Below are 23,555 nucleotides of genomic sequence, written 5' to 3' on the forward strand. Positions count from 1 at the left end.
CCTCCGCCTTGCAGCTGCACGCACCAAGCCCCGCTCACCGGCACCACCAACGAACCGCACCCCGGAGTCGGGCTGATCCGAAAGACACGGCCTAGGGGGTGTCTCAGCGATCATCCCCGGCTCCCGAAGACGTCGTCGCCGGGCCGTGCCATGCGGGGCCACCCGCCGTCCGCGTCATTGCCGGGCCGCGCCGTGCGGGGCCACCCGCCGTCCAGGCCGTCATCGCCCGGCCGAGTCGGCCCGGTATCCCGGCGGTCCTGCGACGGCGGTCGCGTTCACCACGTCCACGTCGCTCGCCCGGACGTACGCCAGCCGGTGGCCGAACTGGATCTCGTAGTACCTCTCCCGGCCCCACACCACCGGGTTCGGCGTGTCGGAGAAGGACTTGGCGGTGTAGGAGCTGCCGACACCCGACTGCGTCACATAACGCTGGCCCGCCCGGAAGGGGTAGGGGAGCGGCGACTCGCTGGGGCCGTCCACGTCCTCCGGGTAGGCGTCCTCCTCCGGCAGGGCCCGCCCGAACACCGGGACCTCGTCCAGGCCCTCCTTCGGCGTGACCATGCGGCCGGTCGCCCCGACGGCGGTCGGGTGCTTCGCGGGGTTCTTGAACCATGCCTTCCGCCCCTGGTACCAGATGGCCGTCCAGTCGCCCCTGCGGTCGGCGACGGCGAACGTCTGGCCGGTGGAGACGCGTGATCCCAGGTCGTTGACGTCCTCGGTCGAGTCCTCGCCGTCCGGCTTGCGGCCGGGGTCCTGGATGAGCGGGGCTCGCTCGTCCGGTTCCGTGTAGAGGCGGACGGCGCTGGAGCCGTGCGGCGGACAGGGCACACCGCTGCCGTCGCAGCCGGTGAACGACGGCTTGTTCCTGGCGAAGTCCGGCAGGATGGTCACGATGTCGCTGTCCGGACCCGCCGTGGCCCGCAGCGGGGCGCCGAGCAGGTCGAAGTAGTGCCGCCAGTCCCAGAACGGCCCCGGGTCGTCGTGCATGTCGGGGATGGTGTCGGCGGTCGGGGCGGGCACGTTGTCGTGGCCGAAGATGTGCTGCCGGTCGAGCGGGATGTCGTACTTCTTCGCCAGGAACCGCACGAGCCGCGCCGAGGACCGGTACATGCGCTCCGTGTACCAGGTACCGGGGTGCGTGAGGAAACCCTCGTGCTCGATGCCGATCGAGCGGGCGTTCACGAACTGGCTGCCCGAGTGCCAGGCTTCGTCCTTGGTCCTGACGTGCTGGGTGACGTGGCCGTCGCTGGAGCGGATGGAGTAGTGCCACGACGACTCCGTCGGATCCTGCACGGTCTGGAACATGCTCGGCAGTTCCGCCTCGGTGTCGTGGATGACGATGTACTCGATCGGCTGGTCCCTGGGCCGGTCGGCCAGGTCGTGGTTGCCGTAGCTGTCGTCGAACGCCTCGTACGGCGCGCCGAGCCAGTCACATGCCAGCTCGGCCGGGCACTCGACCTCCTTCGGCCGCCGGGAACCCGGTGCGGGCGCGGTGCGGGGATGCGGCTGTACGCGGGGGCTGGCGGGGAGGCTGACGTGCTGTCCCTCGGCGGTGGTGCGGTGCGCTCCCCGGCGGATCAGGGCGAACACGTCGTCGGCGTACGCCGCCGCCGAGGTGATGTCACGTGTGCCGGGGAACCGCGCGACCGCCTCCCACCAGTCCGCCGGGTCGGTGCTGAGCGGTTTGCCGAGCCGGCGTTGGGTGGCCGCCAGCAGGGCCGCGCCGCCGCGGACGTTGGCGACGGCGTCCGTCCGCAGCCGTGCCGCCGGGGTGCCGATCAGCCGTGCCGCGGCGTGCAGGTCCGCGGGCTGCACGACGCGCCGGGACGGGACGTCCGTGGTGGCGGCCGCGCCCGCGGACCCCAGGCGGGGCCGGGGGTCGCCGTCCGGTGGCTGCCGCGTGGCCGGCCCCTTGACGCGGTCGGTGTCCACCAGGTGCATCGGCCCGAAGCCGCCCGCGACGCTGGGCGCGCCCGTGTGGGAGTCCCAGCGTGACTGCATGTAGGACACGCTCATGAGCACACTGCGCGGTACCTGGAACTCGCGGGCGGCGTCCGAAAAGGCGTCCTGGAGACGCCGGTCCGCCGGCTCGTCGGCGCCGGACATCGGCAGGATCAGCAGCGGCGGCAGCAGAGCCGCACCGGCGATCAGGCAAGCCGTCCGGCGGCACCTCCGGACTGCGCCGGGCACAAGTGCAGTAACGGTTCTTCTCATGCGGGGGCTCTCCCAACCACGCTCGTCGCCACCAGACCGAAGGAGTTGTTCGTCACGCCACCCCTTGTACGTTTCCGTGCCTGGCGCGCCACGTCGTGGCGAGCGTCACCGGGGTGGACCAGCGGTCGAGCAGAGGCCACCCGGTCGGCGGCAGTGACTCCGCCTCCCGGGGCACCGCGCCGGGAGGCCGCGGCTCAGTCCTCGACCGGGTCCACTGCCCAGTCGGGGTGGCCCGGCATGGGCGGGGTGTGCGAGCCGTACAGCCACGCCGTCAGAAAGGGGGTCAGGTCCTGCCGTGCGACGCGGGAGGCGAGGGCGATGAAGTCCCGGGTCCCCGCCGTACGGCCCCGGTACTCGGTCACCCAGGACCGCTCGATCCTCTCGAAGGTCTCCGCGCCGACCTTCTCCCGCAGCGCGTACAGCACCAGTGCCGAGCCGTCGTAGCGCATCACCTTGAACAGCGTCGCCTCGGACGGTTCGGCGGGTGCGCCCTCGTCATGGCGCCACTGGTCGTGCTGCTCGTACGCCGACCGCATCATGGATTCCATGCTCATGCCGCCGTGCTCGTCGGAGTAGAGGCGCTCGTAGAAGCGGGCGTGGCCCTCGCTGAGCCACAGGTCGGACCAGCGTCGGATGGCGACGCTGTCGCCGGTCCAATGGTGCGTCAGCTCGTGGACGAGGTTGCGCTCGGCGTCGACCTGGTCGCCCAGCAGGTCCTCGCGCGGCACGACGGAGAGCGACTGGGTCTCCAGTGCCACCGGCAGGTCCGTGTCCCCGACCAGCACTCCGTAGCGGCGGAAGGGGTAGGGGCCGAGCCGCCGTTCCAGCCACTCCATGTGGCCGGGCGTCAGCGAGCGGTACGCCGCGGTGTCCGCGACCAGGTCGTCGGGGACCACGTCGCGCACCGGCAGTCCGCGCGGGCCGCGGCTGTCGACGAAGGTGAACCGCCCGATCGCCATCTGGACCAGCTGCGCGGCGATCGGCTCCTCGGAGTCGTACGTCCACCGGACGCGGCCGTCGGGCCTCCGGTGGGTGCCCACGAGGCGGCCGTTGGCCACCGCGCCGAGCCCTGGAGGGGTGGTGATGTGGAAGGTGACGGGCGCGCGCAGGCTCGGGTGGTCGTTCGCCGGGAAGACCAGGGCGGCGCCGTCGGGCTGCGCGCAGACCACGGTGCCGTCGGGCGTGGGCACCCAGCCGTAGTCCTGGATCGCGTCGTCGCGGTGCCGTCCCTGTGTCGGGTCGGCGGTGTAGGCGACGCGCACCGTGAACGCGCTGCCGCGGCGCAGCGGCCTGGCGGGGGTGACGACGAGTTCGTCACCGTCGCGTGCGGTGGTGGCCGGTGCCCCGTCGACGGTGACGTGGTGCAGTGTGTTGCCCGCGAAGTCGAGGTCGAAGCGGGACAGGGCCTGAGTGGCGACGGCGCTGATGGTGGCGCCGGCCTCGAAGGGGGTGCGCGGGGCCCGCCAGTCGAAGTCGAGCGTGTAACGGCGGACGGTGTAGCCGCCGTTGCCGGCGAGCGGCATGAGGGGGTCGCCGATGCCCGGGGCGCCGGGGGTGGGGGCCGGGCCGGACGGGGCGGCCGAGGCGCCGGGGCTGCCCCGGTGTGCCGTCGGTCCGCCGGCCAGGAGCGCGTCGGCGGTGAGTGCGACGGCTCCGGTGAGGGCGAGGGCGAGGAGCGCGCGACGGGCGCGGGGAACGGGGCGATGACGCGGATGCCGGGTCTCCGGGTGTTCGGGTGCCGCTCTCACCGGAGGGTCCCCGGGGTGGCGCGCGAGTGGGGGATCCGGTGCGCGGCCGTGCGTCCCACCGGGCTGCGGGCGGTCATGTTCTCCATGAGCGCACTATGCCAGTAAGGTGCGTTTATATCATCAATTGTTCCCTCGTCGGTGCCGATGCCGGGCCCTCGCGGCCACCGTCCTTATCGCGCCTCTCCGTTCGCGGCGTCATTGCGGGGCGGTTCGGCTGCCCGTAGAACACGGCCATGAGTAGACGGATCGTCATGTCCATGCTCGCCGGAGCGACCCTCCTGGCCGGCGCGCTCTTCGGCACGGGAACCGCCGGGGCCGCCGACGCACCCGCCGAGTTCGGCACCGACTGGCACGACCCGGTGACCGCGGCACCACCCGTCGGCCGGCCGCACACCAGGTCGTGCCAGGTCACCCTCGCCGACGCCCGGTTCCGCGACTTCACGCCCTACCGTGGCACCTACGCGCCTCCCGAGGGCTGCGGCGACCGCTGGAGCAAGGTCGTCCTGCGCCTGGACGGCAAGGTGAAGGGCCGTCAGTACGACCGGCTCGGCTATCTGCGCGTCGGCGGCGTCGAGATCCTGCGCACCTCCACACCGGAGCCCTCGCCCGACGGCATCGAGTGGCACGTGGAGAAGGACGTCACCCGCTACGGCGACACCTTCCGCGGTGCCCGGGACGTCGAGATGCTGATCGGCAACGTGGTCGACGACACGTACACCGGTGTCATCGACGTCCACGTCACCCTGACCTTCTACGCGGGGCGCCCCACGGCCCCCGCCCCCGACCGGGTGCTCACCCTCACGGACACGTCCGCCGGTACGACCCTCACCACCCCGCGCAACAGCGAACGGATCGTCGCCGAGGTGTACGCGACCGGATCGGGCGGAGGGTGCGAGGAGTTCTGGTACCTGACCGTGCCCGATCCCGCTCCGTACTCGTGCAAGGCCGACCACGGCCCGTACCGGGAGGTGCAGATCAGCGTCGACGGCCGGCCCGCCGGCATCGCGGCGCCGTTCCCGAACGTGTGGACGGGCGGCTGGTCCAATCCCTTCCTCTGGTACGTCGTCCCGGCGCCGCGGGCCTTCGACGTGCGGCCCGTCGAGTACGACCTCACGCCCTTCGCCGGTCTGCTCAACGACGGCCGGCCGCACCGCGTCGAGGTGTCCGTCGCCGGCGTGCCCGCCGGGCAGCCGGGATGGAGCACGCCGGTGAACGTACTGGTGTGGCAGGACGCGCACCGGTCCCACGTCACGGGTGCGCTCACCGAGGACAGGGCGACCGACCTCGCGAACTCCGCGGTCTTCACGCCCGGTCAGGAGAACCGCGTGCACACCGGGGCCGGGCACCGGCTCACCGTCTCCGGTTACCTCGACACCTCGCACGGGCGGGTGACCACCACCGTCACCCGCACGCTCGCCCACACCTCGGTCCACCGGTGGACCGAGGGTGAGAACACGGACGGGCTGGACGCGACCTGGACCGACGACGAGTCGGTCACGGTCGCCGGCCATGGCCCCGCGCGCACCACGCGCACGCACCGGACGTACACCGTCGACGGCGCCACCACCCTCGGCGCGGACGACCGGCTGCGCACCGTGCTGACCCTCGGCGACCGGGCGACGGCGGTGACGCGCGAGGGCGGCCGGCGCACCGCGTGGTCGCGACTGGACGACACCTGGAGCGGCGACGCCGCGTACACGGTCGACGTCCCGCGCGACCAGCGGCACGCGGTCGGCACGTCCACCGAGCGCTACCGCCTCCTCGGTCCGGACGGCTGCTACGACCGTTCGCTCACGACCGTCCAGGGAGCGCTGACGGAGGACCGCCGCCGCTGCTGAGTCCGGCCGGCGCGCACGGCGGCCCGCCGGCCGGGTCCGTCCCGCCTTGCACGCGGCCCCCGCTTCCTCTCGGGGAGCGGGGGCCGGCGCGTCAGCAGCGCTGGGCGCTCTCCCCGTCGATCAGCGAGTCCAGCAGCACGCCGAGCACCTCGCGCTCCTTCTCCGTCAGCGGGGCGAGTATCTCCTCGGCCGCCGAGCGGCGGGCGCCGCGCAGTTCGCGCAGGGTCGCGCGCCCCTCGTCCGTCAGCTCGATCCGGGTCACGCGCCGGTTCGCCGGATCCGCCACCCGCCGGACCCTGCCGCTCGTCTCCAGCCCGTCGACCAGCGTCGTCACCGCGCGGGGCACGACCTCCAGGCGCTCGGCCAGGTCGGCCATGCGCGGGGGCGAGGCGTAGTGCGCGAGCGTGCGCAGCAACCGGGACTGGGCCGGTGTGATGCCCAGCTCCCGCTCTTCCAGATGGCGTTTCTGGATGCGGTGCACCCGGCGGGTGAGCCGCAGCAACTGCTCGGCGAGCAGTCCGTCGGAGTCGGGGGTGGTCATGCGGGAACAATATCAGGATGCCGTTCATTGTGAGTATAGGTAACAATGAGCTACGATCAGTCAACCATCGTCGGCCTCCGCCCGGCCGGCGCCCGTTCACCCCCGTAGGAGCCCATGCACCCCGACCGTGACCCCTCCTGGACCCCGCCTGCCGACGCCGGCGAACAGCCCCGGCAGGTGCGCCGCATCCTGCGGCTCTTCCGTCCCTACCGCGCGCGGCTCGCCGTCGTCGGCCTGCTCGTCGGCGCCTCGTCGCTGGTCTCGGTGGCCACGCCGTTCCTGCTGAAGGAGACGCTCGACGTCGCCATCCCGCAGGGCCGCACCGGTCTGCTGAGCCTGCTCGCGCTCGGCATGATCCTGAGCGCCGTCCTGGCCGGCGTCTTCGGCGTGCTCCAGACGCTGATCTCGACGACCGTGGGCCAGCGGGTCATGCACGACCTGCGCACCGCGGTCTTCGGCCGCCTCCAGCGCATGTCGCTCGCCTTCTTCACCCGCACCCGCACCGGCGAGGTGCAGTCCCGCATCGCCAACGACATCGGCGGCATGCAGGCCACCGTCACCTCCACCGCCACCTCCCTGGTGTCCAACGCCACCAGCGTGGTGGCGACGATCGTCGCCATGGTCGCCCTGGACTGGCGGCTGACCATCGTCTCGCTGCTCCTGCTGCCGGCGTTCGTCTGGATCAGCCGCCGCGTCGGCAACGAACGCAAGAAGATCACCACCCAGCGGCAGAAGCAGATGGCCGCGATGGCGGCCACGGTCACGGAGTCGCTCTCGGTGAGCGGCATCCTGCTCGGCCGCACCATGGGCCGCTCCGACTCGCTGACCTCCTCCTTCGCCGCGGAGTCCGAGCGCCTGGTCGACCTGGAGGTCAGGTCGAACATGGCCGGACGCTGGCGGATGGCCGTGATCACCATCGTCATGGCGGCGATGCCCGCCGTCATCTACTGGACCGCCGGCCTCGCCCTCCAGCTCGGCGGCCCGCAGGTCTCGCTCGGTACGATCGTCGCCTTCGTCTCGCTCCAGCAGGGCCTGTTCCGCCCCGCCGTGAGCCTGCTGGCTACCGGCGTCCAGATCCAGACCTCGCTGGCGCTCTTCCAGCGCATCTTCGAGTACCTCGACCTGCCGATCGACATCACCGAGCCCGAGCGGCCGGTCCGCCTCGACCGGATCAAGGGCGAGATCCGCTTCACGGACGTCGAGTTCCGCTACGACGACAAGGGCGGCCCCGTCCTCGACGGCGTCGACCTCACCGTGCCCGCAGGCGGCAGCCTCGCCGTCGTCGGTCCGACCGGTGCCGGCAAATCCACGCTCGGCTATCTGGTGCCCCGCCTGTACGATGTCTCCGGGGGCCGCGTCACCCTGGACGGGGTCGACGTCCGCGACCTCGACTTCGACACCCTCGCGCGCGCGGTCGGCGTCGTCTCGCAGGAGACGTACCTCTTCCATGCCTCCGTCGCCGACAACCTCCGTTTCGCCAAGCCGGACGCCACCGACGACGAGCTGCACGCCGCGGCCAAGGCGGCGCAGATCCACGACCACATAGCCGCGCTGCCCGACGGCTACGACACGATCGTCGGCGAACGCGGCCACCGCTTCTCCGGCGGCGAGAAGCAGCGCCTGGCGATAGCCCGCACGATCCTGCGCGACCCGCCGGTGCTCATCCTGGACGAGGCGACCAGCGCCCTCGACACCCGCACGGAAGCCGCCGTCCAGGAGGCCATCGACGTCCTGTCGGCCGACCGCACGACGATCACCATCGCCCATCGCCTGTCCACGATCCGCGGAGCCGACCAGATTGTGGTGCTGGACGCCGGGCGGATCGTCGAACGTGGCGCGCACGAGGAGCTTCTGGAGCGGAACGGCCGGTACGCGGCCCTGGTGCGCCGGGACGCGCAACCGCAGCCGACAAACTGAACAGATGCCGGGATTGTGACGATATGCGTACTACCGTGCCCGCATGCAGACGAACACTCCGCCGCGGAGCGGGAACCGGCTGACACGCCGGAGCAGAGTCCGACTGACACGCCGGGGCAGGCTCGTCATCGTCGTGGCCGGCGCCGTCGTGGCCGGCACCGCCGTGGCGGTGCCGCTGCTGGTGCTGGGGGCCGGGCGCGAGCAGGCCGAACCCGCCGCACTGGTCATCCCGGAGGGCTGGCGCGCCGGCCAGGTCTACGACGCGATCGACAGGGCCCTGCAACTGCCCCCCGGCAGCACCCTCAAGTCCCTCGGCAAGGCCGCCCTCAAACTGCCCGGGGAGGCAGGGGGCAACCCGGAGGGCTACCTCTTCCCGGCGACGTATCCCGTGAAGAAAGGGGCCACCCCCGAATCCCTGCTGCGGTCCATGGTGGACACCGCCATGGGCAAGTACACCGCCGCACCGGTCGCGGCCGGAGCCCAGCGCAGCGCGATGAACATCTACCAGACGGTCACCATCGCCAGCATCGTCCAGGCCGAGGCCGCGACGAAGGCGGACATGGGCAAGGTCGCCCGGGTCATCTTCAACCGGCTGGAGCACGGGATGCCGCTCCAGATGGACTCGACCATCAACTACGCGATGAACCGCAGCACCCTCGACACCAGCGTCGGCGACACCCGGACCGAGAGCCCGTACAACTCCTACCAGCGCATGGGCCTGCCGCCGACACCGATCGACAATCCCGGCGAGGACGCGATGCGCGCCGCCCTCAATCCGACGCCCGGCGACTGGCTGTACTTCGTCACGGTCCGGCCCGGGGACACGCGCTTCAGCGCGGACTACGCCTCGCACCTGCGCAATGTCGCCGAGTTCAACGCCCTTCGCCAGGGCGCGGCGACGGACCGGCCCATGGACCGGAGCGAACCGTCCTCCCTCGCCCCGGCGCAGCCTCCGGTCCGCTGAGCCGCCGGGACGTCATGCGGCGGCCGGCTCCTGCTCGGCGAGCAGGCGCCTGATGTCCCGGACGGCCGCCCGACCGGCACGGTTGGCACCGATGGTGCTGGCCGAGGGACCGTAACCGACGAGGTGGACCCGCGGATCGGCGACCGCGCGGGTGCCTTCCACCCGGATGCCGCCGCCCGGTTCGCGCAGCCGCAACGGCGCGAGGTGGTCGAGCGCGGCCCGGAAACCGGTCGCCCACAAGATGACGTCGGCGGCCATCCGCCGGCCTCCCCCGAGTTCCCGGCCTTCCTCCGACAGGGACCCCCGTCGCCACTCCACGCCGTCCTCGGTGATCCGGTCGAACATCGGCTGCCGGTCCAGGACGCCGTTCGCGAGGCCTCGCCGGACGGCGTCGTTCAGGGGCAGTCCGGTGACCGAGACCACACTGCGCGGCGGCAGCCCCTGCCGTACCCGCTCCTCCACGGAAGCGACCGCGGCACGCCCCGCCTCCTGGTCGAACGGCCCCTCGCGGAAGACCGGCGGCCGCCGGGTGACCCAGGTGGTCGCGGCGGCGTACGGGGCGATCTCCAGCAGGTGCTGGATGCCCGAGGCGCCACCGCCGACGACCACGACCCGCCGCCCGGCGAACTCCTCCGGACCGGTGTACTGCGCGGTGTGCAACTGCCGTCCGAGGAAGGTCTCCTGACCGGGGTAGCGCGGCCAGAACGGCCGGTCCCAGGTGCCGGTCGCGTTGATCAGGGCCCGCGTCGACCAGGTGCCGTCCGTGGTCTCCACCAGCAGCCGGCCCCCGGCACCCCCGCGCACGGCCCGCACGTCCACGGGCCGCCGCACCCGCAGGTCGAAGGCGCGCTCGTACCGGTCGAAGTACTCCCGGACGACCTCGGCCGAGGGACGGGCCGGGGCGGCGTCCGTCAGCTCCATACCGGGCAGCGCGTGCATCCCGTGCACCTTGCCGAAGGTCAGTGAGGGCCACCGGAACTGCCAGGCACCGCCGGGCCCGGGAGCGTGGTCGAGCACCACGAAGCCGCCGTCCGGCTCGAAGCCCGTGCGCCGCAGGTGGTAGGCGGCGGACAGGCCGGCCTGACCCGCTCCGATGACGACGACCTCGACCTCGCGTGCTCCGTTCACGCCTCTTCCAACAGGGAACCGCGACGGAAGCTTCCCGCCGGCAGCCGGGCGCGGAGCGCGGCGAACCGCGGGTCGGTGCTCTCGCGCGGCCGGTCCGGGCCGATGTGCTGCTCGTGGGCGATCCGGCCGCCGTCCATCACCAGGACGCGGTCGGCGAGCAGCACCGCCTCCTCGACGTCGTCCGTGACCAGCAGCACCGCGCAGCCCCGTCGCCGCCCCACCTCCTCGACCAGACGCCGGGCCTCGCGCCGGGCGACCGCGTCGAGAGCGCCGAAGGGCTCGTCCAGCAGGAGCAGATCGGGTTCGCGTACCAGCGCACGGGCGAGGCAGACGCGCTGGACCTCGCCGGCGGACAGGGCCTTCGGCCAGGCGCCGGCCCGGTGCCCGAGACCCACCTCGTCCAGCACCCGTTGGGCCCCCGCGCGTTCGGGCCTGCCGGGCAGCCCCGCCAGGACGTTGCGCCACACCTTCTTCCAGGGCGTGAGCCGAGCCGCCTGGCAGGCCACGGCCCGGCGGCGCGTCACGAGGACGGTGCCCTCGATCTCCCGGTCGAGGCCCGCGAGGACACGCAGCAGCGTCGACTTGCCGCAGCCGCCGCGGCCGAGCAGGGCCACGAACTCGCCCGGCGCGATGTCGAGTCGGAGACCGTCGATGACCGCGCGTCCGTCGAAGGAGCGGGTCAGCCCCTCGACGCGGACCACGGATCCGGTCGCCGTTTGGTGGACGTCGGTCGCCATACGGCCACAGCCTTTCCAGGAAGGGACGACGAAGCCGGCGCGCGAGCCGGGGAACGCGTGACCGGCCGGGCGGAGCGGGACCACGTGGTCGGCGCCGCCACGTCATGCGCTGTGCGGGGACGGTCCCGAGGTGGCGAGAGGGCCGGCGGAGCGCGCGCGAGGAGAGGAGCGGGGAGCGGGAGGGAGAAGCGTCAGCAGCCGGGGCGACACGCGGCGGAGGCCACCCGCAGCAGGTCGATGTGACCGCGCGTGGTGAGCAGTGCCGAACGCAACATGCGCCCGAACGTAGCGAGATGGACGGGCGCCGGTCAACGGTGTCCCGGCGGATGGACTCCCGTGCCGGGATCCGGTGGTGCCGCGCGGCGTGAAAGGCCGCGCATGGGTCAGGATGAGGGCATGTCCGATGCCTTCACCACGCGCATGCTGAACGTCTCCACCGGGTCCCGGGAACGCGTCGTCGACCTCACCGCCGACTGCGAGGAGTTCCTGCGGGAGGCGGCGGCCGGCCGCGACGGCCTGCTCAACATCTTCGTCCCGCACGCCACCGCCGGGATCGCCGTCATCGAGACGGGTGCCGGCAGCGACGACGACCTGCTCGCGGCCCTGCACACGCTGCTCCCCGCCGACGACCGCTGGCAGCACCGGCACGGCAGCCCCGGTCACGGCCGCGACCACGTCCTGCCCGCGATCGTCCCGCCGCACGCCACTCTCCCGGTGATCGGCGGACACCTGGAACTGGGCACCTGGCAGTCGGTCTGCCTGGTGGACACCAACAAGGACAACCCCGAACGCCGGGTCCGGCTGAGCTTCCTGGGCTGAATACAGAACCCCGTCACGAGGAGCGGGTGCCGGCCCCGGCCGGGCCGGGTGACGGCACCAGGCCGAGCCGCTGGGCGCGCAGGACCGTGCCGACGCGGTCGCGGGTGCCCAGCTTGCGGTAGAGGTTCTCCACGTGTTTGTGCACCGTACGGACCGAGATGCCGAGGCGGCGGCCGATGGCGTCGGCGGTGAGCGCGTCCGTGAGCAGCAGCAGGACAGCCGTCTCGCGCGGGGTGAGCCCGCAGTCCGCCGCCCGCTGGTCCGGCGCGCCGGCCGGGCCCAGCCCCCGCCGCCAGTCCAGCAGCAGTTGCCGCTGCCGCTCGACCGCCGTCAGCAGCGGCTGGGCGCGCTCGGCCATGGTCAGATGGTCGTCGGTGAAGTCCGTACCGGCGCGGTAGACGAGGCACCCGGTGATCGGTGCGGTGCTCTCCGGGAGCGGCACCCCCAGCACGTGGTCGACGTCGAGGGTCTCGCCGAGCAGGCGTGCCGTCGGACTGTCCGGCCAGGTACGGCCCGCCGCCCGCTGTGCGGAGACCGGCGTCCGGTCGGCTCCGGCCGCGTAGTGGAGGGCGAACGGATAGCCCGCCCGCAGCAGTCCCAGCCCGGTGTCGTCGAGCCGTGCGAGCTCCGCGGCGGCGGCGTCGGGCACCGTGCCGATCGTGCCCTCGCTCTCGCTCCAGTCGTCCGGTTTGTGGACGACCGCCTCACCGCCGCACACGTCCGCCAGTGCGCGGGCCAGCATGGGCCACAGCCGTTCGGGCCGCCGCTCGTGCAGCGCGGCCACGGCGACCGCCGTCATACGTTCGTAGGCCCTGTCCAGCCGCACGTGTTCCTCTCCTGCCCCGCGTGCGCGTTCTCGCCCGGCTCCCCCCTTCGGCGTACGTACTTGTACGCATACCGTTGCCGTCCCCTGCTGTCGCACACTTCAACCCGGCGACACCGGCCTGCGCGGACGCGAGACGTCCGACGGGCCGCCGGCACGGGGGAACGGCGGCCCGTCCGGTGTCGTCGGTCCGTCCGCCTGCCCGCATCCGGGGCGACCGGGGGCAGGCCCGCGAGCGGAAGACGGCCGGGACGGCCCCGCAGGGCGGTCGCCGACCTGGGAGGGGCCGGCGGGAGGGGCCGGTCGCGGCGCCACGGACCAGCGCACGCGGGCGGGCGCACGCGGGTCGGCGGACGCGGGCCCGCGGTGCGGACCAGGGGGCGGCGGCCGGTGCTGCGGACGACCGACAACGCCCCCCGGCGAAGCGCGGAGGGCGTGGGAACGGACGGCGGGATCAGGCGCGCTCGGCGTCGCCCTGCTGCTTCTCCAGCTTCTCCTGCTTCAGGTTCCGCAGCCGGGTGGCCTCCGCGCGGACCTCGGCCTGGGTGGCGCGCTCCTTCTGCAGCCACTCCGGCTGCTCCTGCTTGAGCGCCTCGATCTGCTCGGTCGTCAGCGGTTCGGTGACCCCGCCCCGGGCGAGGCCGGCGATGGACACGCCCAGCTTGGCGGCGACCACCGGACGCGGGTGGGGACCGTTGCGCCGCAGCTCGCGCAGCCACTCCGGCGGGTTGGCCTGGAGCTCGTTCAGCTCGGCGCGCGAGACCACACCCTCCTGGAAGGAGGCGGGGGTGGCGGGGAGGTACACACCCAGCTTCTTCGCCGCGGTCGCGGGCTTCATCGTCTGGGTGCTCTGCTGCGACTTCATGTCGTCAAGGGTATCGGCCGTGCGCGGGGGCCCCGACCACGGCCGGTGCCGGCCGGCCGCCGACGGCCGGTAATCTGGCCTGGTGACAGGCTCGGAGGAATCACCGTCGTTCCGGCTCGCGTACGTTCCCGGGGTGACGCCCGCCAAGTGGGTGAAGACCTGGAACGCGCGTCTGCCCGACATCCCGCTCACCCTCGTCCAGGTGCCGGCCGCCGAGGCCCCCGAGGTGCTGCGCGCGGGCGAGGCCGACGCGGGCTTCGTTCGGCTGCCGGTCGACCGCACGTTCTTCAGCGCGATTCCGCTGTACACCGAGGAGACGGTGGTCGTCGTCCCCAAGGACCACCTGATCACGGCCGCGGACGAGGTGACCCTGGCCGACCTCGCCGACGAGGTGCTCTTCCACCCCCTGGACGACGTCTTCGACTGGGACGCGCCGCCGGGCGAACCGGCCTTCGAGCGGCCCGCCACCACCGCGGACGCCGTCGAACTGGTCGCGGCGAACGTCGGCCTCCTGGTCGTCCCCCAGTCCCTGGCCCGCCTCCACCACCGCCGGGACCTCACCTACCGCCCGGTCGTCGACGCGCCCCGGTCGAGCGTGGCCCTGTCCTGGCCGGAGGAGGCCACCACGGACCTGGTGGAGGACTTCATCGGCATCGTCCGCGGGCGCACCGTCAACAGCACCCGCGGCCGTACGGCAGCGGCGGCGCAGGACAAGCCGTCGGCGAAGACGCCCGCCAAGCCGTCGGCGAAATCCACGAAGTCCACGGGGAAGACGTCGGCGAACACGGCGGGCCGCACGGCACGCGCCCGTACCGGCGGCGCCAAGCCGACGGCCAAGCGGGGCAAACCGCGCCGCAGGTCGTGAGCCGTAGGCTCACAGGAGCACCGAGCCCGCCCTGCCGGTGTACGTGCCGGGAACGCTGAGCTTCGATGGCCGCGCCGGAGGTCATAAGGTCGCCGTCGCCGTCGCCGTCGCCGTCGTCCGGTCCGGTCCGTCAGGGGCTGGGCCGGACGCTCGGCTCGGCGCCGCCCTCTCCCGCGCCCCGTCCCACCGGCTCCGCGGCCGTTTCCGGCTCCGGATGCACCTGGCGTTCCCGCAGGTCGGCGACCGCCAGCACGAGTGCGATCAGGATGATCCCCGCGATGGTGACCAGCCCGAGCTGGAGGGCCGTGGCGGCGCTGCCGTGATTGGCGAGGTGAGCGAAGTACACCGAGCCCACCACCGCGATCCCGGCTGCCGATCCCACGCGCTGGCCCGTCTGGAGGACGCCACCGGCCGCGCCCGCGCGGTGGACGGGCACCCGGGTGAGGGTGAGGGTGGTGTTCGGGGAGACCGTCAGACCCGAGCCGATGCCTCCGACGAGGAGCGGCAGCGCCGACGCCCATCCCACGCCGCGCCCGGGAACCAGTTCCACCGCGAGGATCACACCGAGCACCCCCAGCGCCACACCGGCCAGGCCGAGGACCACCACCTTGCGGCCGAACCGCATCACCAGCCGGCCACCGGCGGCCGCCCCGACGGCCGAGGCCGCCGCGAAGGGCAGGACCGTGAGCCCCGACGCCAGCGCGCTGTAGCCCACGCTGTTCTGCAGGTACAGGGCGTAGAGGAAGAAGACCGTCGTGAAGCCCGCGAAGTAGGCGAGGCTGATCAGGGCGCCGAGCGTGAAGGAGCGCAGGGAGAACAGCTCCAGGTCGACCAGCGGGGCCCGGCCGAGCCGTCCCTGCCGTCTCTCCCACGCCCAGAAGGCTCCCAGCAGCACCAGGGCCACCGGCATCAGCGCCCACTTCTCCCGGCCCGTCCACTGCTGCTCCTGCACGAGGGGCAGCATGAGGGCGAGCACGCCGGCGCCGAGCAGCAGTACGCCGAACAGGTCGAACTCCTCGCGCTTCCCGGCCGCCGGCAGACGGGGCAGCAGCCGCAGGCCCGCGACGAAGGCGGCCACCCCGATGGGCAGATTGACGAAGAACACCCAGCGCCAGCCGTCCTGGGTGCCGCCGGCGTCGATCAGCAGGCCGCCCGCCAGGGGACCGGCCGCCGTCGACACCCCGATGACCGTGCCCAGCACGCCGAAGGCCTTGGCCCGCTCGGCGCCGTGGAACATCTGCTGGATCAGCCCCGAGGTCTGCGGCGCGACCATGCCCGCCGCCGTGCCCTGGATCAGCCGGAACACCACCAGCCAGGCGGGGCTGGCCGCGAGGCCGCACGCCAGCGAGGCCACCGTGAACAGCGCGAGCCCGAACAGGAACGCCTGGCGCCGACCGTGCATGTCGCCCAGCCGGCCCGCCGGGACCAGCGCCAGCCCGAAGGTGAGGGCGTACCCGGAGACCACCCACGACTCGGTGGCCTCCGAGGCCCCCAGCCCGCGCTCCAGCGAGGGCAGCGCCACGTTCACGATCGAGGTGTCGAGGAGAGAGATGAAACCCGCCGCCAGACAGACCGCGAGCGCCTTCCACCGCCGCTCGTCGGGGGCGGGCCGGGCCTGAACTGTGCTCATGGGGTCACGCTATGCAGCCGTGGCCCGGCGCGCACGGTGAACCACCGTGCGTCATCCCGGAACGCCACCCCGTACGCCCCCCTGAACCGGCTGCCCGGGGGGAGCGTCAACGGTGCCGGCAGGAACGGGAAGTGATCAGCCGACCCGGGCCGTACCGCACAGCCACGCGTACGCCGACCGGGCCGTGAACTCCCCCTGCCCGCCCCGCAGCAGCAGGTCCGCCGTGGTGAACTCGGGGGCGTCGGCCTGAGCGGGCACGTACGGGATCGCGATGCAGCGCATGCCGGCCGCGTGGGCGGCGGCCGCGCCGGGGGCCGCGTCCTCCAGGACGACGCAGTCGGCCGGCTCCGCGCCGAGCCGGCGGGCCGCCGCCAGGAAGACGTCGGGGGCGGGCTTGCCCCGCGGAACCTCGTCGGCCGAGACCGCCGTACGGAGGAACGCGCCCAGCCCGGTCCCCGCCAGGATCGCCTCGATGGCCTCGGGGGAGGAGCCCGAGGCGACCGCCATCGGCACGCTGTCGGCGGCCAGCAGCTCCACGAACGCGCGCATCTCCGGGTACACAGGCGTGCCGGCGCGGGCCAGGTCGAGGTAACGGCGGTTCAGCGCGCCCAGCAGCTCCGCCACCGGTGCGCGCAGGCCGTAGCGCTCCCGCCAGATCGCCACCGTCTGCCGGGTGCTGATTCCGACGTAGCTCTCGTGCTCCGCCCAGGTGAAGTCCGGCACGCCGTGCTCGGCCAGCGTCCAACGGCTCGCCTCGTAGTAGTTCGGTTCGCTGTCCACCAGCGTGCCGTCGAGATCGAAGATGACCGTCAGGGCGCCGAGATCGCTCATGGCGTCCAGGATGCCCAGGTCAGGCGCGGGCCGCCCGGCCGACCGACTCCACCAGCGGCAGCAGCCGGAACGGGACGCGCTCGCGCAGCGCCACCTCCGTCCGGGTGCGCACCACGCCCGGCAGGCTGATCAGCTTCTGGATCACGTCCTCCAGGTGGGCGTTGTCCCGGCCCACCACCCGGGCGAGCAGATCCCCGCCCCCGGTGATCGAGAAGGCCTCCACGATCTCCGGTACGGCGGCCAGCGCGTCGCCGACGTCGTCGAGGTGGCCCTGGGTGACCTCGATGTGCACGAACGCCAGCACCGGGTGTCCCAGCGCCGCGGGGGAGAGGGAGGGTCCTGTTCCGGTGATCACCCCGTCCCGTTCCATCCGGTCCAGCCGGGCCTGGAGCGTGCCGCGGGCGACGCCGAGGATGCGGGCGTACTCGCGCACGCTGGTGCGCGGCTGCTCCAGGAGCAGCCGCAGGATGCGGGTGTCGAGATCGTCCACGGTCATGATGTGACGACTGTACCAATGGCTCAGGCCCGGTCGGACCCCAATCGGACCGCATGTACCGTCCGACCTGGTCCGTTGGTTTTCCGGTGAGCGGAGGTGCCCGGCCGCAGATGGTCCAATGGCCCAGTGATTCGGGTGACACTTGAGCCAGTGACCTCGGGGATGCTCTCATGGAGGGGTCGATGGCGCTGCGGATCCCCGCGGCGCCTTTTCTGTGCGGTGTTCCCAGGGGAGGGCGGCAGTGCTGAAGAGGATGTTCGTGGCTCCGGACCCGGGGCGGGCGCGGTTGCGCTTCGCCGCGCGGGCCGTCCTCGGCATCGGGCTGGCGGTCACGGTCTGTCTGCTGGCCGGTCACTCCCTCGCCGGTGCGGTCACCGGCGGCCTCGCCGCGCTGCTCGCCCTGTTCACCGTCACCGACCCGACCGTGCGCGGCCAGGCGGTCACCACCGCCCTGCTGCCCGCCGTCGGAGTGCCGGTGCTCGCCGCCGCGGCCGAACTGCACGACCACCCCGTCGCCCGCGACCTCACCTTCCTGGCCGTCGTCGGCGCCGGGGTGTACGCGCGCCGCTGGGGCCCGCGCGGACACAGCCTCGGCGTGTTCGCCTTCATGACCTTCTTCGTCGCCCAGTTCCTGCACGCCACACCGGCCCGGCTGCCCGAGCTGTACGCCGCCGTCCTGCTCTCCGTGCTCAGCGCGGCCGCGGTGCGGTTCGGCGTGTGGTGCTACGAGCGCCGGCTGCCCCCGGCCGCCGTACCCGCCCCGCCCGCGGGAACCGGACTGGCCCGGGTGACCACACGGCAGGCGGTCCAGGCCACCGCCGGCGCCGGGTTCGCGCTCGTCGTGGGCCAGTTGGTGTCGGGACAGCGCTGGTACTGGGCCGTCGGCGCCACCTGGTGGATCTTCGTGAACACCGCCTCCCGGGGCGAGACGCTGGTCCGCGGCTTCCGCCGGGTCCTCGGCACGGTCATCGGCATCTGCCTGGGCTTCCTCGTCGCCCTGCCCGTGCACGGCGCGCCCCTCCCGACGGCCGTCCTGGTCGCGGTCGCCGTCTTCGGCATCTTCTACACGGCCGCCGTCTCCTACACCTGGATGATGCTCTGGGTGACCCTGCTCGCCGAACTCCTCTACGGCCTGCTCGGCGTGCTGAGCCCCGCACTCCTCGCGCTGCGGCTCGCCGAGACCGGCATCGGCGCGCTCGGTGCCGGGCTCGCCGTCCTGTTCGTCCTGCCGGTGACCACGCACGCCACCACCGACGCCTGGATCCAGCGGGCCCTGCGCTGCGTCCACGCCTGCACGGCCGAGGCCGCCGCCCGCCTCGCCGGCTCCGCCACCGCCGACCCCGCGCCCCGCGTGGCCGAACTGGAGCAGCTGCTCGGCCGGGTCCGGCTCTCGCTGGCCCCGCTGGTCCACCCGCTGAACCCGATGCCGGCCCGCAAGGCGCGGGCCCGCCGGGTGCTGGCCCTGCTCGACGACTGCGCCCGCGAGATCCGGGGCCTGGTCGCGGTCGCGGCCGACCCCGAGGCGTCCCACGACGCCCGCCTCGCCGCTGCCTGCTGGCGCGTGGAGGCCGCCGTCGAGGCTCTCACCGCGGGCCGTACCGAGCCGCTCCAGCACCCCGTGGAAGCGCCCGCCGAGCCCGCCCTGGCCCACCTGCACGGCCTGGAACGCGCCCTCGCCGACCTGGCCGAACCGCTGCGTGCCCCGTCGGGCTCCCGCCTGGTCGGCGCCTGAGCGACGAGACCGTCCCCCGGGCGTCGCCCGGTGCGCACCGTCCTGCCACCTCGCCACCTTGGTCTAGACCTCGACGGATCGGCTGCTACCGTCGGGCCCGGACGCGCTCGACTGGCTCTACCGAGAGGGGACAGCGGTGGCACGGGACGGCAGGACGGGCAGGCGCCGGGCGTACATCGGGTCGTTCACGGCGGCGGGCGGCCCCGGACTGGTGACCGCGGAGATCGCGCCGGACGGCGGCGCCCTCGCGTTGGTCTCCGCCGTGAACGACGTACCCGACCCCTCCTACCTGGCCCTGTCGCAGGACGGGCACACGCTCTACGCGGTCAGCGAGACGGCCGAGGGGGCCGTCGCGGCCTACCGCGTCACCGGTGACCGGCCGGTGCCCGCGGGCGCGCCCGTGCGGGTGGACGGCAGCGGCCCCACCCACCTCAGCCTCCACGCCGGACACGTGCTGACCGCCAACTACGGCTGCGGCAGCGTCACCGCCGTACCCCTGCGCCCCGACGGCGCCCTCGGCGCCAAACCCTCGGGACGGCTCCAGCACACCGGTTCGGGACCGCACGACCGGCGCCAGCGCGGCCCGCACGCCCATCAGGTGCAACCCGATCCCAGCGGCCGCTGGGCCGTCAGCGTGGACCTCGGCACGGACTCGGTACGGGTGTGCACCCTCGCGGGCGGCAGTCTCGCGCTGCACCGCGAGATCGCCCTGCGGCCCGGCTCGGGCCCGCGTCACCTGGCCTTCCACCCGGACGGCAGGCACGCCTACGTCGTCAACGAGCTGACCCCCACCGTGACCGTGTGCCGCTGGGACGCCGGCGCGGGCGCGCTGCGGCCGCTGACCGAGGTCCCCGTGCTGCGGGACGCGCCGGCCGGCGACGCCTACCCCTCGGGGATCGTCGTCTCGCGCGACGGCCGCTTCGTGTGGACCGCGACCCGCGGGGAGGACGTCCTGTCGGTCCTCGCCGTCGAGGCGGACGGGCTCCGGCTGACCGGCACGGTGCCCTGCGGCGGCCGCTGGCCGCGCGCGCTGGCCGAGCACGGCGGCTTCCTCTACGCGGCCAACGAGCGCTCCGGGGACATCGCCTGGTTCGCCGTCGACGAGGCGACGGGCATGCCCCGCTACGACGGATCCGTGCGGGTGGCCGCCGCGTCCTGCGTCGTCTTCGCCTGAGCCACCGACCCCGGGCGGGAGCGGAGGGCCCAGGGCGGGATCGGGGAGGAGGCTGGGAGGCGGGCGGGTCGGCGGGTCGGCGAGGCGGGTCGGCGGGGCGGGTCGGCGAGGCGGGGCGGCGGGGCGGGTCGCGGGGCGGTCAGGGGGCGGTTCGGCCGGAGGCTCCGCGAGGCGGCCGCCGGGAACGGCCGCCGAGGCGGCCCGGCCAAGGCGAAGGGCCCGCCCCTGGACGGGAGCGGGCCCTGTGTCGTGCGGATCCCTGGGTCAGCGGACCGGTGTCCCCTGCGCCGGCTGCGGGGCGATGCCCAGCGCCGTCGTGTACTTGGCGAGGGCCAGCTTGCCGATCGCCGGGTAGGCGCCGAGCGCCTCGGCCATCGAACAGCCCGCCTCCTCCGCCGCCGCTGCCAGCAGCGCCGGCTCGATCTCCGGGCCGATCAGGTACGGCGCCAGCGCCAGCTGCTGCGAGCCGGAGGAACGCAGCTGCTCGGCCACCGAGGAGATGGAACCCTCCTGGTCCAGGGCCGCCGCCATCACCGGCACGGCCAGGCGCGCGGCGAGCAGCATGCCGGTGATACCGGCCGCCTGCACCGCCTCGTCGCCGCCCACGGAGGCCAGGATGATGCCGTCCGCGGCGGTGGCCACGGTGAACAGCCGGGCCCGGTCGGCGCGGGCCAGACCGGCCTCGGACAGCCGCACGTGCAGCGCCTCGGCGAGCAGCGGGTGCGGACCGAGGACGTCGGTCAGGTCGGCGGCGACCCGGCTCTCCATCACGGCCTGACGGATCTGGCGCAGCAGCGCGTTGTCCGGGCCGGCCAGCAGCGGGACGACGACGGCGACCGGGCCGTCGGGCTCCTTGACACCCTCGACCCCGGCGGCGACGGCCTGCTCGTAGCGGGCGACGCGCTCCTCGGCGGTACGCGCCAGCACGGAGCGGAGCGAAAGGTACTCGGTGTCGTCCCCGTCCAGATACCCGATCCGGGCGTCCAGGCCGGGCAGCTCGGAGCGGGCGATGCTCACGACCTCCTCGGCGAGGCTGCGCGTCGCGGCGCTGGGCGCGCCGGGCACCGCGAGGACGAGCGCGGGCGCGCCCTCGGGAGCCACCAGCGGTTCCGGACGGCGGTGCCTTCCGGGCTGGCGGGGTCGCGGCATTCGTACGGGCAGGCCCGCGGGTCCAGTGGGGGAGCTCATGGCGCCGCATGTTACTGGTTTCGTGGGCTCCGGCGTTCGGGGAGGGTGCAGGTGAGCGGTATCCGTCCGGTTTTGTCTGATGAGTTACGTACGAATGACCCGCCTTGCGGGCACATGCCGGGCGCATGGGCCGGTACCTCGTCGGAACCGCCGGCGCGGGGCCGTCAGCCGCCCCCGGCGCGGAACACGCACAGCATCGCCGGTTCACCCGGCAGGGTGAGCCGCTCCGCCGCCAGATCCGTCGCGATCCGTACCGCACCGTGCAGGGGGTCCCCCTCGGCCGGCACCTGCCGGGCCAGCGGCAGTCTGCGCGCCAGTTCCTCGCGCAGGGGTACGAGCAGCGGATCGCCCATCTTGAACAGGCCCCCGGTCAGCGCCACTTCCGGTGCGCCGTCCGCCGGGCACACGGCGGCGGCGGAGTCCGCCATGTGCCGGGCCGCGGCGCGCAGGATGCCCCCGGCGACCGCGTCGTGCGGGGCGCAAGCGGCCACCCGGGGCGCGAAGGAGGCCAGTACGGCGGCCCGGTCGGCGCGGGGGTAGAGCAGCCCGGGCAGGCCGCGCACCGGCCCGAACTCCTCCTCCGCCAGGGTCAGCAGGGAGGCGGAGCCGCCCTCCCGGCCGTCGTGGGCGCGCAGCGCCGCCTCCAGGCCGGCCCGGCCGATCCAGGCGCCGCTGCCGCAGTCGCCCAGCAGATGCCCCCAGCCGTCGGCCCGGCGCCAGCCCGACAGGTCGGTGCCGACCGCGATCAGCCCGGTGCCCGCGGCGAGGACGGCGCCCGGACGCGGTCCGAGGGCGCCGGCGTACGCGGTGACGGCGTCGGCGGCCAGCGCCACGGTCCGCACGCCCAGCTCCCGGGCGAGGGCGCCGGGCAGTTCGGCGCGCAGGGCCTCGCCCAGGGTGGCGAAGCCGGCGGCGCCGACGGCGGCCGTGGCCAGCCCGTCCACCTCCGCCTCGGCGGCCAGGGCACGGGCCGCGGGGACGAGTTGTTCCATCAGGTGGGCGGGATCGATGCCCCGCGCACCCGTGCGGACCGGTACCCCGGTCTCCCGCTCGGCGCGGGGCTCCCGCCCCGGGACGCCGACGGCGACCCGGAGGCCGGAACCGCCGGAGTCCACGGCGAGATACCCCTGAGCGGTCACGGCAGACGCCAGTCCACCGGCTGTCCGCCCTGCTGCATCAGCAGGTCGTTGGCCCGGCTGAACGGGCGCGAGCCGAAGAACCCGCGGTCGGCCGACATGGGCGAGGGGTGCGCGGACTCCACCGCCGGCAGACTGCCCAGCAGTGGGCGGAGGTTGCGGGCGTCGCGGCCCCACAGGATGGACACCAGCGGCTTGCCGCGCGCCGCCAGGGCCCGGATCGCCTGCTCGGTGACCTCCTCCCAGCCCTTGCCGCGGTGCGCGCCCGGTTTGCGCGGCGCGGTGGTCAGCGCCCTGTTGAGCAGCAGCACGCCCTGCCGGGTCCACGGGGTGAGGTCCCCGGTGGACGGCTGGGGCAGCCCCAGGTCGTCGTTCAGCTCGCGGAAGATGTTGATCAGGCTGGGCGGCAGCGGGCGCACCTCCGGTCCGACGGAGAACGACAGGCCCACCGCGTGCCCCGGTGTCGGATACGGATCCTGACCGACAATCAGGACCCGCACCTCGTCGAAGGGTTGCTGGAAGGCCCGCAGGACGTTCGGTCCGGACGGGAGGTAGGTGCGACCGGCGGCGATCTCCGCGCGCAGGAAGTCGCCCATCTCGGCGATGCGTCCGGCGACGGGCTCCAGGGCGTTCGCCCAGCCCGCTTCGACGATTTCATGCAGGGGTTTCGGTGCCACGGGCGTCACCCTACTGCCGTGCGCCCGCCGGCGATCACCCGATGGCGGCAGCACGCGAGCGGACGCCCCGCCGCCACCCGGCCCCCCGCCGCCCTCGGCGCTGCCCGAACTCTCGGCGCCGCCCGGATCTTCGGCGACGCGCGCCCGCCATGCCTGCCGGTGGCTGGCCCGTCCCCGGTCGGCTCGTCGGCGATCGGCTCGTCGGCGGTCGGCCTGGCGGCGGTGGCCGGCC

General features: G+C 73.9%; 21 protein-coding genes. 7 read left to right on the forward strand and 14 right to left on the reverse strand.

What is annotated here, in order from left to right:
* Positions 1–219 precede the first annotated feature (219 nt).
* Both ABZ576_RS33300 and ABZ576_RS33305 read right to left on the reverse strand, forming a co-directional pair.
* The gene (locus tag ABZ576_RS33300) at positions 220–2,214 is read right to left on the reverse strand and encodes an N-acetylmuramoyl-L-alanine amidase (RefSeq protein ID WP_360749511.1); all 1,995 of its coding nucleotides are present in this window, start codon (positions 2,212–2,214) and stop codon (positions 220–222) included.
* 194 nt (positions 2,215–2,408) lie between these two features.
* Positions 2,409–3,962, reverse strand: coding sequence for a M1 family metallopeptidase (locus ABZ576_RS33305; protein ID WP_360749514.1), 1,554 nt, complete (start codon positions 3,960–3,962; stop codon positions 2,409–2,411).
* Positions 3,963–4,195: 233 nt separating this feature from the next.
* Between ABZ576_RS33305 and ABZ576_RS33310 the strand changes: the two genes are divergently transcribed.
* Entirely contained in the window at positions 4,196–5,800 is a 1,605-nt protein-coding gene (locus ABZ576_RS33310; protein ID WP_360749517.1) for a peptide-N4-asparagine amidase, read from the forward strand.
* Positions 5,801–5,891: 91 nt separating this feature from the next.
* On the opposite strand, the gene ABZ576_RS33315 is transcribed toward ABZ576_RS33310, so the two are convergent.
* A complete protein-coding gene (locus ABZ576_RS33315) occupies positions 5,892–6,341 on the reverse strand; it encodes a MarR family transcriptional regulator (protein ID WP_360749520.1) in 450 nt (149 codons plus the stop codon).
* Positions 6,342–6,455: 114 nt separating this feature from the next.
* Here ABZ576_RS33315 and ABZ576_RS33320 point away from each other — a divergent pair, with 114 nt between their 5' ends.
* A complete protein-coding gene (locus ABZ576_RS33320) occupies positions 6,456–8,258 on the forward strand; it encodes an ABC transporter ATP-binding protein (protein WP_360749523.1) in 1,803 nt (600 codons plus the stop codon).
* A gap of 43 nt (positions 8,259–8,301) precedes the next feature.
* Complete coding sequence (gene mltG / locus ABZ576_RS33325; RefSeq protein ID WP_360749526.1) at positions 8,302–9,222, forward strand: endolytic transglycosylase MltG; 921 nt, start codon at positions 8,302–8,304, stop codon at positions 9,220–9,222.
* A gap of 12 nt (positions 9,223–9,234) precedes the next feature.
* Here the strand turns inward: mltG and ABZ576_RS33330 are convergent, their stop codons facing one another.
* The 3 genes from ABZ576_RS33330 to ABZ576_RS33340 all read right to left on the reverse strand — a co-directional run bounded on the left by ABZ576_RS33330 (position 9,235) and on the right by ABZ576_RS33340 (position 11,362).
* The gene (locus ABZ576_RS33330) at positions 9,235–10,350 is read right to left on the reverse strand and encodes an NAD(P)-binding domain-containing protein (RefSeq protein WP_360749529.1); all 1,116 of its coding nucleotides are present in this window, start codon (positions 10,348–10,350) and stop codon (positions 9,235–9,237) included.
* Positions 10,347–11,087 carry an ABC transporter ATP-binding protein gene (locus ABZ576_RS33335; RefSeq protein WP_360749532.1) on the reverse strand — a complete coding sequence of 247 codons (741 nt, stop codon included), beginning with the start codon at positions 11,085–11,087 and terminating at the stop codon, positions 10,347–10,349. Before ABZ576_RS33335 ends, ABZ576_RS33330 begins: the two co-directional genes overlap by 4 nt.
* Before the next feature lie 191 nt (positions 11,088–11,278).
* Positions 11,279–11,362 carry a putative leader peptide gene (locus ABZ576_RS33340; protein ID WP_353962314.1) on the reverse strand — a complete coding sequence of 28 codons (84 nt, stop codon included), beginning with the start codon at positions 11,360–11,362 and terminating at the stop codon, positions 11,279–11,281.
* Positions 11,363–11,483: 121 nt separating this feature from the next.
* Between ABZ576_RS33340 and ABZ576_RS33345 the strand changes: the two genes are divergently transcribed.
* Positions 11,484–11,906 (forward strand): YjbQ family protein, encoded by a 423-nt coding sequence (locus tag ABZ576_RS33345; RefSeq protein ID WP_360749535.1) that lies wholly within the window; start codon positions 11,484–11,486, stop codon positions 11,904–11,906.
* A 13-nt stretch (positions 11,907–11,919) separates the two neighbouring features.
* Here ABZ576_RS33345 and ABZ576_RS33350 read toward each other — a convergent pair whose 3' ends face one another.
* Both ABZ576_RS33350 and ABZ576_RS33355 read right to left on the reverse strand, forming a co-directional pair.
* Entirely contained in the window at positions 11,920–12,732 is an 813-nt protein-coding gene (locus tag ABZ576_RS33350; RefSeq protein ID WP_360749538.1) for a LuxR C-terminal-related transcriptional regulator, read from the reverse strand.
* A 451-nt stretch (positions 12,733–13,183) separates the two neighbouring features.
* Positions 13,184–13,594, reverse strand: a complete 411-nt coding sequence (locus tag ABZ576_RS33355) for a DUF5997 family protein (protein WP_360749541.1) — start codon at positions 13,592–13,594, stop codon at positions 13,184–13,186.
* 82 nt (positions 13,595–13,676) lie between these two features.
* Here ABZ576_RS33355 and ABZ576_RS33360 point away from each other — a divergent pair, with 82 nt between their 5' ends.
* The gene (locus ABZ576_RS33360; RefSeq protein WP_360749544.1) at positions 13,677–14,459 is read left to right on the forward strand and encodes a LysR substrate-binding domain-containing protein; all 783 of its coding nucleotides are present in this window, start codon (positions 13,677–13,679) and stop codon (positions 14,457–14,459) included.
* 130 nt (positions 14,460–14,589) lie between these two features.
* Here ABZ576_RS33360 and ABZ576_RS33365 read toward each other — a convergent pair whose 3' ends face one another.
* The 3 genes from ABZ576_RS33365 to ABZ576_RS33375 all read right to left on the reverse strand — a co-directional run bounded on the left by ABZ576_RS33365 (position 14,590) and on the right by ABZ576_RS33375 (position 17,416).
* Positions 14,590–16,089: an MFS transporter gene (locus ABZ576_RS33365; RefSeq protein WP_360749547.1), complete on the reverse strand. Its 1,500-nt coding sequence runs from the start codon at positions 16,087–16,089 to the stop codon at positions 14,590–14,592.
* A gap of 135 nt (positions 16,090–16,224) precedes the next feature.
* Complete coding sequence (locus tag ABZ576_RS33370) at positions 16,225–16,920, reverse strand: HAD family phosphatase (RefSeq protein ID WP_360749550.1); 696 nt, start codon at positions 16,918–16,920, stop codon at positions 16,225–16,227.
* A 19-nt stretch (positions 16,921–16,939) separates the two neighbouring features.
* Positions 16,940–17,416: an Lrp/AsnC family transcriptional regulator gene (locus ABZ576_RS33375; protein ID WP_360749553.1), complete on the reverse strand. Its 477-nt coding sequence runs from the start codon at positions 17,414–17,416 to the stop codon at positions 16,940–16,942.
* Between the two features lie 241 nt (positions 17,417–17,657).
* Between ABZ576_RS33375 and ABZ576_RS33380 the strand changes: the two genes are divergently transcribed.
* Together ABZ576_RS33380 and ABZ576_RS33385 are read left to right on the forward strand one after the other, a co-directional pair.
* Positions 17,658–19,148: an FUSC family protein gene (locus ABZ576_RS33380; protein WP_360749556.1), complete on the forward strand. Its 1,491-nt coding sequence runs from the start codon at positions 17,658–17,660 to the stop codon at positions 19,146–19,148.
* 136 nt (positions 19,149–19,284) lie between these two features.
* A complete protein-coding gene (locus tag ABZ576_RS33385; protein WP_360749559.1) occupies positions 19,285–20,322 on the forward strand; it encodes a lactonase family protein in 1,038 nt (345 codons plus the stop codon).
* Between the two features lie 264 nt (positions 20,323–20,586).
* On the opposite strand, the gene ABZ576_RS33390 is transcribed toward ABZ576_RS33385, so the two are convergent.
* The 3 genes from ABZ576_RS33390 to ABZ576_RS33400 form a co-directional block, all read right to left on the reverse strand.
* On the reverse strand, positions 20,587–21,510 hold the full coding sequence (locus ABZ576_RS33390; protein ID WP_360749562.1) for a hypothetical protein: 924 nt from the start codon (positions 21,508–21,510) through the stop codon (positions 20,587–20,589).
* A 164-nt stretch (positions 21,511–21,674) separates the two neighbouring features.
* Positions 21,675–22,649 (reverse strand): BadF/BadG/BcrA/BcrD ATPase family protein, encoded by a 975-nt coding sequence (locus ABZ576_RS33395; protein ID WP_360749565.1) that lies wholly within the window; start codon positions 22,647–22,649, stop codon positions 21,675–21,677.
* A complete protein-coding gene (locus ABZ576_RS33400) occupies positions 22,646–23,323 on the reverse strand; it encodes a uracil-DNA glycosylase (RefSeq protein WP_360749568.1) in 678 nt (225 codons plus the stop codon). The genes ABZ576_RS33395 and ABZ576_RS33400 overlap by 4 nt, the downstream gene beginning before the upstream one ends.
* Positions 23,324–23,555: the final 232 nt, after the last annotated feature.

This window comes from Streptomyces sp. NPDC013455 (assembly GCF_040632975.1).
Lineage (GTDB): Bacteria > Actinomycetota > Actinomycetes > Streptomycetales > Streptomycetaceae > Streptomyces.

Bases quoted from the DNA above. Each gene is read 5' to 3' on its own strand.
- ABZ576_RS33355 (WP_360749541.1), bottom strand. From the start codon at position 13,594: ATGAAGTCGCAGCAGAGCACCCAGACGATGAAGCCCGCGACCGCGGCG.
- ABZ576_RS33335 (WP_360749532.1), bottom strand. From the start codon at position 11,087: ATGGCGACCGACGTCCACCAAACGGCGACCGGATCCGTGGTCCGCGTC.
- ABZ576_RS33375 (WP_360749553.1), bottom strand. From the start codon at position 17,416: ATGACCGTGGACGATCTCGACACCCGCATCCTGCGGCTGCTCCTGGAG.
- ABZ576_RS33390 (WP_360749562.1), bottom strand. From the start codon at position 21,510: ATGAGCTCCCCCACTGGACCCGCGGGCCTGCCCGTACGAATGCCGCGA.
- ABZ576_RS33345 (WP_360749535.1), top strand. From the start codon at position 11,484: ATGTCCGATGCCTTCACCACGCGCATGCTGAACGTCTCCACCGGGTCC.
- ABZ576_RS33300 (WP_360749511.1), bottom strand. From the start codon at position 2,214: ATGAGAAGAACCGTTACTGCACTTGTGCCCGGCGCAGTCCGGAGGTGC.
- ABZ576_RS33310 (WP_360749517.1), top strand. From the start codon at position 4,196: ATGAGTAGACGGATCGTCATGTCCATGCTCGCCGGAGCGACCCTCCTG.
- mltG (WP_360749526.1), top strand. From the start codon at position 8,302: ATGCAGACGAACACTCCGCCGCGGAGCGGGAACCGGCTGACACGCCGG.
- ABZ576_RS33365 (WP_360749547.1), bottom strand. From the start codon at position 16,089: ATGAGCACAGTTCAGGCCCGGCCCGCCCCCGACGAGCGGCGGTGGAAG.
- ABZ576_RS33315 (WP_360749520.1), bottom strand. From the start codon at position 6,341: ATGACCACCCCCGACTCCGACGGACTGCTCGCCGAGCAGTTGCTGCGG.
- ABZ576_RS33320 (WP_360749523.1), top strand. From the start codon at position 6,456: ATGCACCCCGACCGTGACCCCTCCTGGACCCCGCCTGCCGACGCCGGC.
- ABZ576_RS33370 (WP_360749550.1), bottom strand. From the start codon at position 16,920: ATGAGCGATCTCGGCGCCCTGACGGTCATCTTCGATCTCGACGGCACG.
- ABZ576_RS33340 (WP_353962314.1), bottom strand. From the start codon at position 11,362: ATGTTGCGTTCGGCACTGCTCACCACGCGCGGTCACATCGACCTGCTG.